The sequence below is a fragment of the Ruegeria sp. BHSC029 genome (genome assembly GCF_059613085.1).
This window is the reverse complement of sequence record NZ_JBXWRU010000003.1, coordinates 424,289-439,658: the sequence shown is the minus strand read 5'-3', so window position 1 is coordinate 439,658 and position 15,370 is coordinate 424,289. Positions and strand designations below refer to the sequence as shown.

Here is a 15,370-nt window from a genome sequence, read left to right as displayed (position 1 = left end):
CCCGAGATACCGGGGGAAACGGCCCCGGTCCTTGTCCAAAATCAAGTGTGGTCGGGGGCAGCTGCGCCGCCCCCGATCCAAGGCTACAGGCCCAGCGCCTTGCGGCGTTCCTCGGCAAATCCCTGAACCATGCGGTCGGCGACCAGCGCCAGAATGGCCATCGCCGCCCCGGCCGAAATGCCCAGCCCAACATCTGCCTGCCCCAGCGCCAGATAGATCGACTGGCCCAGACCGGTCGTGCCGATCAGCGCCGCGATCACCAGCATCGCAAAGGCGTAAAGGATCGTCTGGTTCAGCCCCAGCAGGATCGTGGGTGCAGCATAGGGCGCACGCACGTCGCGCATGATCTGCCACTCGGTCGCGCCGCTGGCGATCGCGGCCTCCATCATCTCGTCCGGGGTGTTGACCAGACCGTGACGGGTGTAGCGGATCATTGGCACGATCGCATAGGCGCAGATCGCCAGAAAGGCCGAAAACTCGCCGATCTGGAACACCATCAGCACCGGGATCAGGAACACGAACAACGGGATCGTCTGCAGCATGTCGCAGATCGGGCGCACGATCTTCCAGACCGGCGACCAGACCGCGCTGGCGAGGCCGATCAGCCCGCCGACAACGGAGCAGAAGAACACCGCCGCACCGCTGAGATAGAGCGACAGCAGCGCTCTCTCCCACAGGCCCGAGATCAGGATCGTGCTCAGCAGCGCCACCGACAACGCCGCCAGACGCCAACCGCCCGCCACCCAGCCCAACGCCGCCGCGCCGGTCAGCACGAAGGGCCATGGCAGGTTCGCGATGCCGGTTTCCAGCATGCCGATCAGGATCAGCGTGACCAGACCGCCAGTCAGGTGCCCGCGCCACGCCATCAGCAAGGCGATCACCGCACCGGCGGCGAACAGTCCAAAGCTCATGGCCGGGGTCCACTGGAACCCCCAGGTAAAGGGCAGAACCGCCTGATCCAGACCGATCCGCAGCGGCAGCAGGACATAGAACATCGAGTTGTTCTTGAGCGAATCCAGCCACGGGCCGTTATTCTGGGTAAAGGCTGTCAGGCCGCTGTCCACCGCCTCCGCGACCGGATCCAGCAGCGTCAGTTCGGACGGGTTGGGCAGCCGCGCCCAGAACAGCAGCGTGAACAGGACCGCAAAGCCAAGAACCGCCCAGACGACGCGGTTGTCATGGCGATTGCGCTCGGTTGCGAGCGTGCCGCTCATGCGGTCGATCACCACCGCAAAGACAACGATCACCATGCCGGCCAGCAGAGATTCACCGAACTGCGCCTTGCGCATGGTCAGCAGGACCTCCCAGCCGATATCGTTGAACCCGCCGATGACCGCAGCGATGATCACCATCGACAGGGCCGCCATCAGGCACTGGTTCACACCCACCATGATCTGCGTCGCCGCCGCCGGGATTTCCACCTGGAACAGCTGCTGGAACCGGGTGCCGCCCGACATGATGGCGGCTTCCTTGATCTCGGGCTCCACGCGCTCCAACCCCAGCATCACGTTTCGCGCCATCGGCGGCGCCGCATAGATGGCCGAGGCGATCAGCCCCACCACAGGGCCAAAACCGAACAGCAGGAGCAACGGTGTCAGATAGGCAAAGGTCGGCACCGTCTGCATGATGTCCAACACCGCCTGAACGGCCGATTTCACCCGCGGCACTTCGTTGGCCAGAATGCCAATCGCACTGCCGACGATCAGCGCGACCGGGACCGAAACGGCCACCAGCGCCAAGGTGTTCATGCTCTCGGCCCAATAGCCCGAAGCCAGCACGAAGCTGAGGCCCAGAAAGCCCAGCGCCGCCATGGGCAACCCGCCCAGATACCAACCGAGTGCAGTCACCAGCCCGATCAGGATCGGCCAGGGCGTATTTCCCAACACGAAGTTGGCCCAGTTCATCGGGTAGGCCATAAGGTCGGAAAACAGCCGGGCCGCCGGTTTGATCGCGTTCAGAAACCAGTCGAGGAAGGCGCCCACCCATTGTGTGGCTGGCACTTCCCATGACGCAGGCCATTTGACGAGCCAGGGCGCGTGCGGCTCAAGCGCCAGACACAGCGCGCCCACGATCAGCGTGATCAGGGCCGCCTGCGCTCCGGCTGTCAGGTGAATCCGAGTGGGTCTGGGAACATCGGCGACGACGGTCATGCGTCATCCACCTGCAGGGCTGCGGCCAGATCCGAGGGGTGCACGGTGCCGACGATCGCGCCGGTTTCGTCATGCACCGGCACGGGCTCGTACAATGCCATACAGCGCGCCAGCGCCGCGTCCAATGTCATCTTTGTTGTCAGGCCAGGGTCATCGGGACCGCGCTCGGCCTCGCCCGCTTGCATGACCGAGGCGACTTTGGCGTGCTGGCCCTTGGCCACGTCCTTTGAGAACTCGCGCACATAGTCGTCGACGGGGCGCAGAACGATATCCGTCGGCGTGCCGATCTGCACAATCTTGCCGTCCCGCATGATTGCGATGCGGTCCGCCAGCTTTAGCGCTTCTTGAATATCATGCGTGATGAAGACGATGGATTTCTTCAGCGTCGCCTGAATGCGCAGGAATTCGTCCTGCAGCTGCCGCCGGATCAACGGGTCCAAGGCCGAGAACGGCTCGTCCAAGAACCAGATGTCGGGGTTCACTGCCAAAGACCGGGCGATGCCCACGCGCTGACGCTGACCGCCCGAAAGCTGCCGGGGAAAGCTGTCCTCGCGGCCCTCGAGCCCCACCAGCGAAATGACTTCCTGCGCGCGGGCCAGACGTTCTTTGCGGCCCACACCCTGCACGCGTAGCGGATAGGCGACGTTCTCGGCCACCGTCATGTGCGGGAACAGTCCGAAATGCTGGAACACCATGCCCAGTTTCTTGCGGCGCAGTTCGGTCAGCTGCTTCTTCGGGGCACCCATAACGTTGTCGCCGTCGATGCGGATCTCGCCACCCGTACCGGGCAACAGTTGCGAGATGCAACGGATCAGGGTCGACTTGCCGGACCCCGACAGACCCATGATGACGAACAATTCACCATCGCGGACTTCGAAATTTGCATCCTGTACAGCCGGGATGAACCCCTGTTCGCGCAAATTGGCGGCGGCCTTGTCGGCGTCGTTCCCTGACCGAGACAACGCGTCGGTCAGGGCTTTTTCTGCGCCTTGGCCAAAAACCTGCCAGAGAGACTGGCAGGCAATGGCTGGCGTATTCGCGTCAGTCACTTAGGTGGCTCACTTCGTTGCCGCGTCCACGACCGGACGCCACTTGTCTTCGTTGTCCGCCATCCAGGCCGCGACAACCTCTTCGACCTTGCCGCCGTCGACATCGATCGCACCCATCATCGGCTGCTGGTCTTCGACCGCCAGTTGATAGTTGCTCAGGATTTCATAGGCGGCAGGCCACTTGTCCGCCAGACCGCTCCACCCGGCTTTGAAGATGCGCGAGGGCGAGAAATCGCAGTCATTGACGGCATTGGGGTTTGGCCCCCAGGCCGGATCGTTGAAGCAAGCGTCTTCACCCGGCGGCAACTCAACGAATTTCACATCATAGGCCGACATGGCCCAATGCGGTTGCCAGAAGGTGATCAGCAGAGGCGATTTGCGTTCGGTCGAAGCGCGTAGTTCGGCAATCAGCGCGCCCTCGGACCCGGCAGGAATAGCCTTGAACGGCAGTTCAAGCCCGACCATGCGGTCTGCCCCGGGCGTACCCCAGTCAGCCGGATAGTCGACCAGACGTCCCATCGGCAGGGTCTCAGCCGTCGCAAAATTCTGTGCGCAGTCCTTCAGCGCTTCCCACGCGGGCAGGCCCGGGCAAAGGTCGGCGACATGGGCCGGATATGCGATGCCTTCCTTCGCATCGAGGCCAAGGTCGCCGATTTCGACCACGGTGCCCTCTTCGATTTTCTTGGCGTATTCGTCCGACACGTTCGACGACCAGATCTCGAGCGTGGCGTCGATGTCTCCGTCGGCCAGCGCCTGGAACTGGTTCAACATGCCCGCGGTGACGAATTCGACCTGGTAACCGGCGGCCTTGAGCATCTCTGCAGCGACATGCGTGGTGACGTGTTGGCCCGTCCACTCGTTGATCGCCAGTTTGATCGGCTCGTCCACCGCGCCCATGTCAGCCGCGTGCGCGGCGCCAGCGACCATGATCGCCAGAAGGCTTACATTCAGTTTTTTCATGGATTTTCTCCCTGTTTCTTTGTTTTGCCCACCCCGGCGGAAACGTGCCCGCCGGCTGACTTGTCTAACGACAATACCATGTCGCAACATGCACAAATTTGGCCGGAAAAGGAAAGCGAACAGTTCGCGTCATTCCCAATAAACGGCCTCGGTACCGCATTTCATTCCTCTCGCGCCCTCGTGTCATGGGGCGGCTTGCCCGAGGTTTCGCGGATCGGACATTGATTGACGAGTCAATCACAAACCCAATTGGGGTCGTTTGTCGAGTATTTCTTGTAACGATGGGGCAAAATCCTGATTTTCCGACTGTTTTGCCCAAATGGCAGACCGTACTGGGCGGCCGCCCTTGCATTTACCGGAACAAATTGGCAACATTTGGCGCGAAGGGAGCTTTGCGATGCACCATTTCGATGAGATCTATGGGCTGGCGGCCGACCGGCACGGCGGACCGCACGCGCTTGAAGACAAACTGTCCAAGCCCAAATCCGCCAAGGAATTGGGCGCCCTGTCAGAGGATCGGTGGCTTTCGACAATCACCAAATGCATCTTCCAGGCTGGCTTCAATTGGAAGGTCATCGAGGCGAAATGGGACGGTTTCGAGGCGGCCTTTGACGGGTTCGACGTTGGGCGCTGCGCCTTCATGGATGATGAGAAATTCGACGCGCTGTTGCAGGACACGCGCATCGTGCGCAACGGCACCAAGATCGCCACCGTGCGCGACAACGCAGCGTTTCTTATGGAACTCCGCACGGAAGGCGGCGTTGGCAAAGTGTTGGGCGGCTGGCCATCTACCGACTATGTCGGACTTTTGGACATGCTCGCAAAACGTGGTTCTCGGTTGGGCGGGGCTTCAGCCCAGTATGCGATGCGCTTTGCCGGAAGAGACAGCTTTATCCTGTCACGCGACGTAACCGCCCGTTTGATCGCCGAAGGCGTCATCGACAAGCCAGCCACCTCCAAGAAAGCGATGGCTGCGGTACAGGACGCCTTCAACACCTGGATGCGTCAATCCGGCAGGTCGTTGACCGAAATCAGCCGGGTGCTTGCGATGAGCCTCTAGAATCGCTTGCGACCGAACCACAGCGGGCTAGGGTTTGGTCATGGTCCGGTTGATTTCGATCCTGCTCTTTCTTGCTTTGTTGTCCTGCGGTCGCCCTCTGACCGAGAACGAGCGCGCCTTTGCAAGCAAGGTTCAAGGCGAAACGCTGGATCTTGACCGGGTTCGGCTGGTCGAAGGCGCGCCGGTCGCCTCCATCACCTACGAACGAAAAGCCAGACCGAGGCTGGCTTGCCGCGAGCGTATCCTGCCGCCGGTCAAGGACGAGATCGTAACCGGAAAACCGGCGGCGATCGCGCTGTTCAACCGGGTATACTTCACCAAGGACTGGTATCTTGACGACTACATGGCGCGGTACCCCGACCAGATGAACCTTGTGGCCGCCATGATCTTTGCCCATGAACTAACCCATGTCTGGCAATGGCAGAACAGGAAAACCACCGGCTATCACCCGTTGCGGGCGGCTGCCGAACATGGTGGCCGCAAGGATCCTTACCTGTTCGATCTGGATAACTCGGCCGATTTTCTGGACTACGGGTTTGAGCAGCAGGGCGCCATCGTCGAGGAATATGTCTGCTGCCGAGCATTGGATCCGGACGCCCCGCGGACCCAGCGTTTGCATGACATGCTGGCCAAGCATTTCGACCCGGCAAAACTGCCGGGTGCCCGGCGAGAAAGCGACGTGGTCATCCCTTGGAGCGGCGCCAAGGTGGAAGGCATCTGCCGCTGAGGTTCACTTGCTCTGCAAGGTCTTTAGATACGCGACCAGATCGGCAATCGGCTTGCTGGTCAGGATCGGCTGGCCGGCATCTGTCTTGATGGCGGTGTCCTGCCCTTCGAAATATGGCCCGTAGACCGGCATCGGACTGCCATGGCTGACCAGAGGATCACGGCCGTCTATCCGCTGCACCACACGCGCGGTCGGAAATTTTCCGCCCGCGTCCCCAAGCGTCTTCAGATTGGTCGGTTGGATTAACAGCACGCCGGCCATTGGCCCGTGTCCAGTCGCATCCAGTCCATGACAGGTGGCGCAATGGTGCAGGTAAAGCTGCTCGCCGGCTTCGGCATCCTGGGCTGCAGCACCTGTGGCGGCAATCGCACCTGCCATGGCCAAGGCCGTAAACGTCAACAGTTTCATTGCGTTCCTCCGTTCTAACGCCAAAAGCAGGGTTGCCCGAACCGTCACGACCCGCAATGATCCAGATCAACGAAATCGGCTAAGGGGTCCGGGCCATGACACATTATGCAGCCATCATGCTCGCCGCCGGGATCGGAGTTCCGATTCTCGCCGCGCTGAATGCGGCGCTCGGAAAACTGATCGGCTCGCCCACCACCGCTGCGGTCATCCTGTTTGCAGTGGCGTTTGGGTCTTCGGCGCTGGTGATGCTGCTGTTCCCCGGAACACAAGCTTTGGCAAAGGTTGCGCAGACCCCGAAACATCTGCTGTTGGGTGGGGTTCTGATTGCCTTCTACGTGCTATCCATTACCCACGTCGCACCGCATTTCGGCGTCGGCAACGCGGTGTTCTTCGTGCTGTTGGGGCAGTTGATCAGCACCGCGGCCATCGACCATTTCGGCCTTTTCGGCGCGCAGGTCACACCGCTGACCCTGATGCGCGCCGGCGGGATCGCGGTGATGGCCGTAGGCGTCGCGATCACTCAGCTGGCCTGAGCACACCCCCATCCAGCCGCAGCATCCGGTCCATACGCGCCGCAAGGTCAAGGTTGTGCGTGGCAATCAACGCCGACAGGCCGGACTCGCGCACCAAATCCATCAGCGCGGCAAAGACCTGATCCGAGGTACCCGGGTCCAGATTCCCTGTTGGCTCGTCCGCCAGCAGGACACGCGGTTCATTGGCTAGGGCCCGGCAGAAGGCCACCCGCTGCTGCTCGCCCCCCGACAAAGCTGCCGGGCGGTGGTCGGCACGTTCGGCGACGCCGACACGTCCCAGCAGATCCATCGCGCGGGCCTTGGCCGCCCTGTCGGACACCCCGTTGGCCAATTGCGGAAGCACGACATTTTCCAGCGCGGTGAATTCCGGCAGCAGGTGATGAAACTGATAGACAAAACCCACATCCCGCCGACGCATCGCGGTGCGGGTGCGGTCGCCCTTGCCGGTCGCGTCCTGCCCGCCGATTTCGACCGTCCCGGAATCCGGTGTATCCAGCAGACCGGCGATATGCAGAAGGGTCGACTTGCCCGCCCCCGAGGGCGCCACAAGAGCTACCGCCTCGCCCGCGCGCAGCTCCAGATCGGCGCCGCGCAGCACCTGCACCTCGGCGGGCGTGCCTTTCAGATAGGTCTTGGTCAGGCCGGTCAGACGCAAGGTGACATCATTCATATCGCAGCGCCTCGACCGGGTTCAGCCGTGCCGCACGGCGGGCCGGGAAATAGGTGACGAAGAAGGACAGACCCAGCGACAGCCCAACCGCCTTGAGCACGTCCGACAGGTGCAGCTCGGCCGGCAAGGCATAAATGCCCCTTATCGTCGGATCCCAGACGCCGCCGCCCATCACGTAGTTCACGAAAGAGAAGATCGGGTCGATATAGAGAGCGAACAGACAGCCCAGGATGACGCCCATCGCGGTGCCGATGATCCCGGTGAAGGCACCACAGATGAAAAACACCCGCAGGATCGACCCCTCGCTCAGCCCGATGGTCCGCAGAATACCGATGTCGCGCCCCTTGTTCTTGACCAGCATGATCAGGCCCGAGACGATGTTCATCGCGGCAATCAGCACCAGGATCGACAGGATGATGAACATCACGTTGTCCTCGACCTCGAGCGCGCGCAGAAAGCCGCCTGACGCATCCTGCCATGTCCAGATCTGCGACCGTTCTCCCGCCGCCTCAAGGATGGGGATCAGGATCGGGTTCAGGTCCTCGGGGCGGTCGACCATCACTTCGATCTCGTCGGCGACGCCCTCGCGGTTGAAAAAACTCTGTGCCTCGGAAAACGGCATGTAGACACGGGTGCGGTCGATGTCATAGCGCCCGGCCGAAAACACGTAGACGACTTCATAGGCACTCACGCGGGGCGAGGTACCGAAGGCGGTCTTGACCCCGTTGGGCGAGGTCAGCTTGACCCGATCCCCCACCGTTGCACCGATGGCGCGGGCCACGCCCGAGCCGATGGCGATCCCCTCCTCGAACCGGGACAGGTCGCCGTAAGCCTGATCGCTTTCGGCAATACCGGGCAGGCTGTAGAGATCGTCAGGGCGGATACCGAACACCTCGACCCCGCTGCTGCGATCGCGGTTGGTGATCAGGACCTGCCCCTTGACCAGCGGCGCAGCGCGTTGAACGCCCGGCACCCGCGCGATGCGCTCGGCCATGGCGTCGAAATCAACTATGGTGCGATCAACCTGCCCTTGCGCGTCCAGTTCGCCGGCCGAGTAGACTGTTACATGAGCGTTGGCCCCAAGAATGGTGCCCACGAATTCGGACCGGAACCCTGACCGGACCGCCAGCGTGGCGATCAGCGCGAACACGGCCAGCGTGATCCCGATCAACGAGATCCACGTCATCACGCTTACACCGCCTTCGGCACGCCGGGCGCGCAGATAGCGCCAGGCGATCTTCCATTCGAAGGCGGCAAAGGGAGGGGGTGTTCTGGCCATTCCTGCTCCGGCAAATCTGTGGTGGGGACATTTTCGGGATTTGGCTGGATGGTCAAGCCGGTTCTGGATGTACGCGCCCGTTCAACCGGCCAGCGACGCAGTTGCACTCAGCACGGACTGGGTCGTCTCACGATCACTGATCCCCCGACGCGCCAAGGCATCGAACAAGCGATCTTGGGTTTCAGGCGTCAGCATGGAAACCGCCCGGTTGTGTAGACCAAGGCTCAACAGTTCCGGTTCGTCGATCCTGGCGATCAGGTCTTCCAGCTTCTGTTGCGAATAGGTCGGCCAAAGCCCCAGCGCAGTGCTGGTTGCGTCCTCGAACCACGGGCGCAAAGCCAGATCCGACCGGAGGCAAAATGCATTCAGCAGCATGAATTCCGAGGGTCTACGGCGCGATCCGAAGAGCGACTGCACCGAACCGTAGCGTTCGTTGATCTCGTCCAACATCTCCAGAACCAACGACCTACGCACCGGGAACGGCGTCGAAAACGTCGTGGTCTTCAAAGCCTCGATATCCGGAACGGTGACCTGCAAAGCGTCCAGGCTCTGCTGCAGCCAGTTGCGGTGAAAGTCGCTGTTGACCGAAATGAACGGAAGCCGGGCGGCTCCGCCATCCGAAAAGAACTCTGACTCAGTGAAAGACCGCAGAAACAGGTTTTTGGTGTCCAGGATAACCATCTGCTCCGCCTCGGCGATCCGTGCGGCACCCAGCTTGAGCACCTGCTGCGTGCGGTATCCGTTGTTGCCGCGCCACCCCCCCTTTCGCACGAAAGGGATACGGTGCCGTCCTTCAATCAGAAGCCGGTCGCCCAGTGAACGCCGGGCGCATTGACCTGCCCCAAGCAGAATGTCATCGCCCCCGACGACCCGAACCTTGGATTGCAAAGGACCATAGGCCGCCAGTATGGGCTCGATACGCGTTCGCAATGTGGTTTCGTCCACGTCGTTCAGAACAACATGGATGGAAGCAACCTTGGCCGGATCAGCAAATCGCGCAAAGGAACGCGCCTGCAACTCGAGCAGCGGGCAATCCTTGGAATACACTATCGTGGCAAAACTCAGCACGGTCGGGGCGCCTTTCATAATCACTTGGCGCCGCTGTATCAGCTTCTCGACCGGCCGCCAAATCCGCTTTGCCGTGTTGGCGCAGAATCAGCCATCGGGCGCAAATTCCAGCAACGGATGATTTTTGAAAGACGTTTATACCGCTGGTTGTGAAGCCCATCACAGACAGGCCCTTATTGTTTCAGGTATGAAGTCAATGTGAGGTTCAGACATTAAACTGAACTTGAAATGCAACATTTTCACAGCAACTTTGTTTCGCATTTTGCTTCTTTTGAGAAATTTTGGCACCCTGATTGTGGGGGAATACATTTTAAAGAGCGGGGGTCGCTCATGAATATTGAAAAGGAAATTGAACAGGTTGGTGCGCCAGCCACGACGATCACTTCTCAGGACATGGATTGCGAAACCGCAGCGTTGCTGCGGGCCGTCATCCGACCGCTGTTTGCCGGTGCGGCCAGTTGGGCCAGCCTAGCCGACACGCTGCGCGAAAAAGGCTATCGCCTGGCATTCCAAAGCGGGCGTATGTGCCTGATGGACCGGGCGACCGGCAAACGGCTTTGCGGGTTGCGGTTCCTGGACATCGAATTGAAGGATCTGGTCCGGCGTATGGGCCGCCCCGTCGTAGTCGCCCGAGGTGACAGGGCGGATGGGGAACTACTTCGCGCGCGTCCGGCGACGGGCGGGTCCTAGTACCGCCGCCAGAACTGGACGGACCGGCGTAGAGACTTGGCAAGGCCGTGTTTGGCGGCCCGCCGGATCGGCAGTGGCGTTTCCGGGCGCCTCAGCACCTCGATGAGCAGGTTTGCCGGCATATGCCCGCGGCGATAGAACTCCGCGAAATCATCCAGATCCAATCCTTGTGCCGCACGATAATCGGCAAAGAACCGTTGCCAGACTCGGGCATAGTCCTGCCCCGTCGCTTGCTGGTCGCTGGTCTCGCCTCGGTCCCAGAACAATGAAATCGGCTCATCCATCCTTTCGCCGCGATAGCCCCCGGCAACCAGTCGCAGCATCAGGTCGTAGTCCGCGGCGATGCGAAACTGTGTGTCGTGTCCCCCCAATTCCTGAAAAACATCTCGTCTCAAAAAAACAGAATTATGGCAAAACGGCATACGCTGGAGGATGGCTTTGACCGACATCCGTTTTTCCATCTTTTCCCCGCCGTCAGCGGACCGGTGCAGGGTTGACCCAAAAAGATAGTCGGGGTGGGTCGCGGTCAATCGCTCGGCCGCCCGGTTCAGAACATCATCCGCTGCCAATGAGTCGTCGGAATTGAGGAACAGCACGTATTCGCCGCGTGCGGCTTTGACGCCGCGATTCATCGCGTCGTACAGGCCTTGGTCCGGTTCACTGATCAGCCGCGTGCGCGGAGCGTCGGCGATCAAATCCTGAATGAATTTGACCGTCCCGTCCGTCGATGCTCCGTCCTGAATGATGTGCTCGGAACTGTCGCAATTCTGCCGCGCCATGCATTCGATGACGCGGGGAAATGTGTCCTGACGCCCTTGGGACAGCAGGTTCCAAGTTGCCGTGATCACCGAGATCAGCGGCGCGTCACCGGTTTCAGACGGAGCGCTCATAGATCTCGGCAATGCGGGTTACGGCGGCCTCGGGGCTCAGCTCTTCGCTTTCGCCGGTGCGGCGGCTGGTCAGTTCGACCACCCCGTTCTTCAACCCGCGCGGGCCGACGGTGATACGCCAGGGCAGGCCGATCAGGTCCATCGTGGCAAACTTGCCCCCTGCCCGCTCGTTGCGGTCGTCATAGAGCGGCTCGAGCCCAAGCGCCGTTAGGGCCTTGTAGATCTTGTCACAGGCCGCGTCGGCCTCGTCATCGCCCTGTTTCAGGTTGACGATGCCGCAGTGGAACGGGGTCACGCCCTCGGGCCAGATGATGCCCTTGTCGTCGTGGCTGGCCTCGATGATCGCACCGATCAGTCGGCTGACGCCGATGCCGTGGCTGCCCATGTGCACCGGAACCTGCTTGCCGTCGGGGCCTTGCACCGTGGCGCCCATCGGCTCGGAATACTTGGTGCCGAAATAGAAGATCTGCCCAACCTCGATGCCACGCGCGCTGCGGCGACGTTCCTCGGGCACCTGCTGGAACAGGGCCTCGTCATGGGTTTCGTCCGTGCGGGCATAGAGCGAGGTGAACTCCTCCATGATCGCCTGGCACTGGGCCTTGTCGTCATAGTCGATGTCGCGCTCGCCCAGACGGATATCAGTAACCGCGCTGTCATAGAACACCTCGGATTCGCCGGTATCGGCCAACACCAGGAATTCATGCGTGTCGTCACCGCCGATCGGGCCGCTGTCCGCGCGCATCGGGATCGCCTGCAGCCCCATGCGTTCATAGGTGCGCAGATAGCTGACCAGGTGGCGGTTGTAGGCGTGCAGCGCGTCTTCTTTCGTCAGGTCGAAATTGTAGCCGTCCTTCATGTAAAATTCGCGGCCGCGCATCACGCCGAAACGGGGGCGGATCTCGTCGCGGAACTTCCACTGGATCTGGTACAGGGTCAGCGGCAGGTCCTTGTAGCTGCTGACGTGACCGCGGAAGATGTCGGTGACCAGTTCCTCGGCGGTGGGGGTATAGAGCATATCGCGGCCGTGGCGGTCCTGCATACGCAGCATTTCCTGACCGTAATCATCATAACGCCCGGATTCCCGCCACAGATCGGCGGATTGCAGGATCGGCATCTGGATCGGAATGTGCCCGGCGCGGATCTGTTCCTCGTGCACAATGTTTTCCAGCTTGCGCAGCACCTTGAAACCCAGCGGCAGCCACGAATAGATCCCGGCGGCAGCCTGCTTGATCATCCCGGCGCGCAGCATCAGCCGGTGGCTGACGATCTGGGCCTCGGACGGGTTTTCCTTGAGTACGGGCAGAAAGTAACGGCTGAGGCGCATGTTTTTACCTTGCAGGTGAGAATTCCACGGCCACGTGATTATGCGAAAGCCCCGCCGGGGGCAATCGGGCAATGGCGGATTTGCGACCTCAGGTCAGTCGGAATTTTGATTGACCCGCCAATCAGGTCTCGAAACAGTGGGAAAACTTCTGAAGACGAGGCCCCGATGCAGACCATCCGCGAACCCGCCCGAGACATCCCCGTGGTGCACAAGACTGACGTATTGGTGGTGGGCTCTGGCCCGGCAGGGCTGGCCGCGGCGCTTGCTGCCGCGCGGGCCGGGGCCGAGGTCGCTCTGCTGGACCGTTTCGGCTGCATGGGCGGCAATATCACCGCTGTCGGGGTCGAGGGCTTTGCCTGGTACCGGCACGACAAGACCATCGAGGCCGGCGGCATCGGATGGGAGTTCGAGCAACGCGCCAAGGAGATGGGCGCGGCGGTCCCGGAAAGCCAATCGCTGAGCTACGAGTTGGACAGCGAGGGCTTCAAGCTGGTGGCCGATCGGTTGGTGGAAGAGGCCGGGGTCCGCCCGATGCTGCATCGCCAGTTCGTGGCCCCGATCATGGACGGCGACCGGATCACTGGTGTGATCACCGAGTCGAAGGCGGGGCGCGAGGCAATCCTTGCCCGCATCGTGATCGACGCCACGGGTGATGCCGACGTGGCCCACCGTGCCGGCGCACCGACCCGCAAGACCGAGCCGGAACAGATGATGGCGGCCTCGGTCATGTTCCACTTGGCCGGGGTCGACAAGCGCGCCTTCATGGATGGCGTAAAGGCCGACCCGCAGACCTACAAGGACTGGGGCGGCGGCGGTGAATGGAACATCGAGACCAGCGGCAAAGAGGACGACATGTTCTCGCCCTTCGTCTACAAGCCGTTCCAGCAGGCCATCGACCAAGGCCTCATTCCGGCGCACCTGAACACCATCGCGGGCACCTGGGGTGCAATGCATGACACGGGCGAACTGACCTATATGAACCTGATCCACCTGGCCGGGATCGACGGGACTGACCCGGACAGCCTAACCAGGGGCGAGATCGAGGGCCGCCGCCAGACCAAGCTGGCGATTGACGCTCTGCGCCGGTTCATGCCCGGATGCGAAAACGCACGGCTGCGCAACTTCGGCATGACCATCGGCATCCGTGACACCCGCAAGATCGACGCGGTCTACAACATGACCGAGGACGATGTGCGCCATCAGGGCCGGTTCGGCGACACGATCGGCATCTACCCCGAGTTCATCGACGGTTACGGCATCCTGATCCTGCCCACCACCGGGCGCTATATGCAGGTACCCTACCGCTCGATGCTGCCCAAGGGGGTGCGCGGGCTGCTGGTGGCTGGCCGGTCTCACGGGGCCGACCGCATCGCCCACGCAGCGACACGCAACATGGCCTGCTGCGCGGTGATGGGCCAAGGGGCCGGCATCGCGGCCGCCATCGCACTGAAAAGCAATCAGGAGCTGTCCGAATTGAACCTGACCCCGGTTCATTCCGAATTGGACAGACAAGGCGTGAGGATCCACTGATGGAACACATCCCGACGATCGACATTGCGCCCTTGATGCAGGAGGCCCACCCTGACCACGGAAATACCGTCCAGCAGGTTATGGATGCGTGCACCGGGATAGGTTTCCTTTCGATCACCGGCACCGGCATCCCGCCAGAGCTGGTCGAGAGGGTCCGGGCTTGCGTTCGCGCAATCTTCGACGTGAACGAAGCCAACAAATGGCAGCAGGCGATCACCCGCGAGAACTATCGCGGATATATCCCGATGGGGTTCTTCACGCCCAATGACGGGTCGGGACATGCGGACAAGTATGAGGGCTACAAGCTGCACCACGAAGTGGCCGAGGATGCGCCCATCCGCCGGGATTGCGCGCTGTACGGACCCAACCTCTGGCCCGCAGAGGTACCGGACGCGCAGGGCACAATCCTTGAATACTGGGTGCGATTGGATCAGGTGGCCGACAGCTTGCTGGGCGCGTTGGAGGCCGGGCTGAAACTGCCTGCGGGTTGCCTACGGAATGCGTTCCGCGACCCGTTGACCAACATGACTTTGCTGCACTACCCGCCGCAGGCCCCGGAAGAGGACGGTTATGGCATCCACCCCCACAAGGACACCGACGCGTTGACCATCATCGCCCCCGACCCGGTGGGTGGGCTGGAGGTCCAGACGCGGGGCGGCGGCTGGATCACTCCCGACTGCCCAACTGGTGGGTTTGTCGTCAACATCGGGGACATGCTCGAGCTCTGGTCCGGCGGGCGCCTGAAATCGACCCCGCACCGCGTGGTCAACCGATCCGGAAAGGAGCGCTACTCTTTTCCCTATTTCGCGGTACCAAGGCACGACGTGGTGGTTTCTCCGCTGCTGCCGCCGCTGCCGGGATTTGACCGCCCGTCCGTGCATTGCGGTCACTGGTCCGCCGAGATCTGGCGCACCAACTGGTCCGACGAGACCGCTGCCGAAGACACGCCGGAACTGGGCACTCTGCACGACTGAGACACAAAAACACTGATCCATGAACCGCTTGCATCGCGGGCCTTCATCAGCCAAGAAC

The 15,370-nt window shown here is 61.7% G+C and carries 15 protein-coding genes; 6 read left to right on the top strand and 9 right to left on the bottom strand.

Going from position 1 to position 15,370, the window contains the following annotated elements; genetic code table 11:
• Positions 1-83: 83 nt before the first annotated feature.
• The 3 genes from AC2FML_RS09220 to AC2FML_RS09210 are packed head-to-tail and all read right to left on the bottom strand — an operon-like array spanning position 84 to position 4,159.
• Positions 84-2,150 carry an ABC transporter permease gene (locus AC2FML_RS09220; protein WP_496782872.1) on the bottom strand — a complete coding sequence of 689 codons (2,067 nt, stop codon included), beginning with the start codon at positions 2,148-2,150 and terminating at the stop codon, positions 84-86.
• On the bottom strand, positions 2,147-3,199 hold the full coding sequence (locus AC2FML_RS09215) for a quaternary amine ABC transporter ATP-binding protein (RefSeq protein ID WP_170340842.1): 1,053 nt from the start codon (positions 3,197-3,199) through the stop codon (positions 2,147-2,149). The genes AC2FML_RS09220 and AC2FML_RS09215 overlap by 4 nt, the downstream gene beginning before the upstream one ends.
• 9 nt (positions 3,200-3,208) lie before the next feature.
• On the bottom strand, positions 3,209-4,159 hold the full coding sequence (locus tag AC2FML_RS09210) for an ABC transporter substrate-binding protein (RefSeq protein ID WP_170369440.1): 951 nt from the start codon (positions 4,157-4,159) through the stop codon (positions 3,209-3,211).
• Positions 4,160-4,556: 397 nt separating this feature from the next.
• Here AC2FML_RS09210 and AC2FML_RS09205 point away from each other — a divergent pair, with 397 nt between their 5' ends.
• A complete protein-coding gene (locus AC2FML_RS09205; protein ID WP_170365692.1) occupies positions 4,557-5,219 on the top strand; it encodes a DNA-3-methyladenine glycosylase I in 663 nt (220 codons plus the stop codon).
• Between the two features lie 40 nt (positions 5,220-5,259).
• Positions 5,260-5,946 (top strand): hypothetical protein, encoded by a 687-nt coding sequence (locus tag AC2FML_RS09200; protein ID WP_170420370.1) that lies wholly within the window; start codon positions 5,260-5,262, stop codon positions 5,944-5,946.
• 3 nt (positions 5,947-5,949) lie between these two features.
• Here AC2FML_RS09200 and AC2FML_RS09195 read toward each other — a convergent pair whose 3' ends face one another.
• Positions 5,950-6,354, bottom strand: coding sequence for a c-type cytochrome (locus AC2FML_RS09195; RefSeq protein ID WP_496782870.1), 405 nt, complete (start codon positions 6,352-6,354; stop codon positions 5,950-5,952).
• Positions 6,355-6,449: 95 nt separating this feature from the next.
• On the opposite strand from AC2FML_RS09195, the gene AC2FML_RS09190 reads away from it, so the two are divergent.
• Positions 6,450-6,887: a DMT family transporter gene (locus AC2FML_RS09190; RefSeq protein WP_170340233.1), complete on the top strand. Its 438-nt coding sequence runs from the start codon at positions 6,450-6,452 to the stop codon at positions 6,885-6,887.
• Here AC2FML_RS09190 and AC2FML_RS09185 read toward each other — a convergent pair.
• The 3 genes from AC2FML_RS09185 to AC2FML_RS09175 all read right to left on the bottom strand — a co-directional run bounded on the left by AC2FML_RS09185 (position 6,871) and on the right by AC2FML_RS09175 (position 9,922).
• On the bottom strand, positions 6,871-7,557 hold the full coding sequence (locus AC2FML_RS09185) for an ABC transporter ATP-binding protein (protein ID WP_170340830.1): 687 nt from the start codon (positions 7,555-7,557) through the stop codon (positions 6,871-6,873). The genes AC2FML_RS09190 and AC2FML_RS09185 overlap by 17 nt on opposite strands.
• Positions 7,550-8,836, bottom strand: coding sequence for a lipoprotein-releasing ABC transporter permease subunit (locus tag AC2FML_RS09180; RefSeq protein WP_475143183.1), 1,287 nt, complete (start codon positions 8,834-8,836; stop codon positions 7,550-7,552). Before AC2FML_RS09180 ends, AC2FML_RS09185 begins: the two co-directional genes overlap by 8 nt.
• Before the next feature lie 81 nt (positions 8,837-8,917).
• The gene (locus tag AC2FML_RS09175) at positions 8,918-9,922 is read right to left on the bottom strand and encodes a DUF6492 family protein (protein WP_496782868.1); all 1,005 of its coding nucleotides are present in this window, start codon (positions 9,920-9,922) and stop codon (positions 8,918-8,920) included.
• A gap of 312 nt (positions 9,923-10,234) precedes the next feature.
• Between AC2FML_RS09175 and AC2FML_RS09170 the strand changes: the two genes are divergently transcribed.
• Positions 10,235-10,594: a hypothetical protein gene (locus AC2FML_RS09170; RefSeq protein ID WP_170340824.1), complete on the top strand. Its 360-nt coding sequence runs from the start codon at positions 10,235-10,237 to the stop codon at positions 10,592-10,594.
• On the opposite strand, the gene AC2FML_RS09165 is transcribed toward AC2FML_RS09170, so the two are convergent.
• Positions 10,591-11,484, bottom strand: a complete 894-nt coding sequence (locus AC2FML_RS09165) for a glycosyltransferase family 2 protein (protein ID WP_170390980.1) — start codon at positions 11,482-11,484, stop codon at positions 10,591-10,593. The two genes, AC2FML_RS09170 and AC2FML_RS09165, sit on opposite strands and share 4 nt — an antisense overlap.
• The gene (gene proS / locus AC2FML_RS09160) at positions 11,468-12,808 is read right to left on the bottom strand and encodes a proline--tRNA ligase (RefSeq protein ID WP_170340821.1); all 1,341 of its coding nucleotides are present in this window, start codon (positions 12,806-12,808) and stop codon (positions 11,468-11,470) included. Before proS ends, AC2FML_RS09165 begins: the two co-directional genes overlap by 17 nt.
• A gap of 165 nt (positions 12,809-12,973) precedes the next feature.
• Between proS and AC2FML_RS09155 the strand changes: the two genes are divergently transcribed.
• Both AC2FML_RS09155 and AC2FML_RS09150 read left to right on the top strand, forming a co-directional pair.
• Positions 12,974-14,338, top strand: coding sequence for an FAD-dependent oxidoreductase (locus tag AC2FML_RS09155; protein ID WP_496782866.1), 1,365 nt, complete (start codon positions 12,974-12,976; stop codon positions 14,336-14,338).
• On the top strand, positions 14,338-15,312 hold the full coding sequence (locus AC2FML_RS09150) for an isopenicillin N synthase family dioxygenase (protein ID WP_496782864.1): 975 nt from the start codon (positions 14,338-14,340) through the stop codon (positions 15,310-15,312). Before AC2FML_RS09155 ends, AC2FML_RS09150 begins: the two co-directional genes overlap by 1 nt.
• Positions 15,313-15,370: the final 58 nt, after the last annotated feature.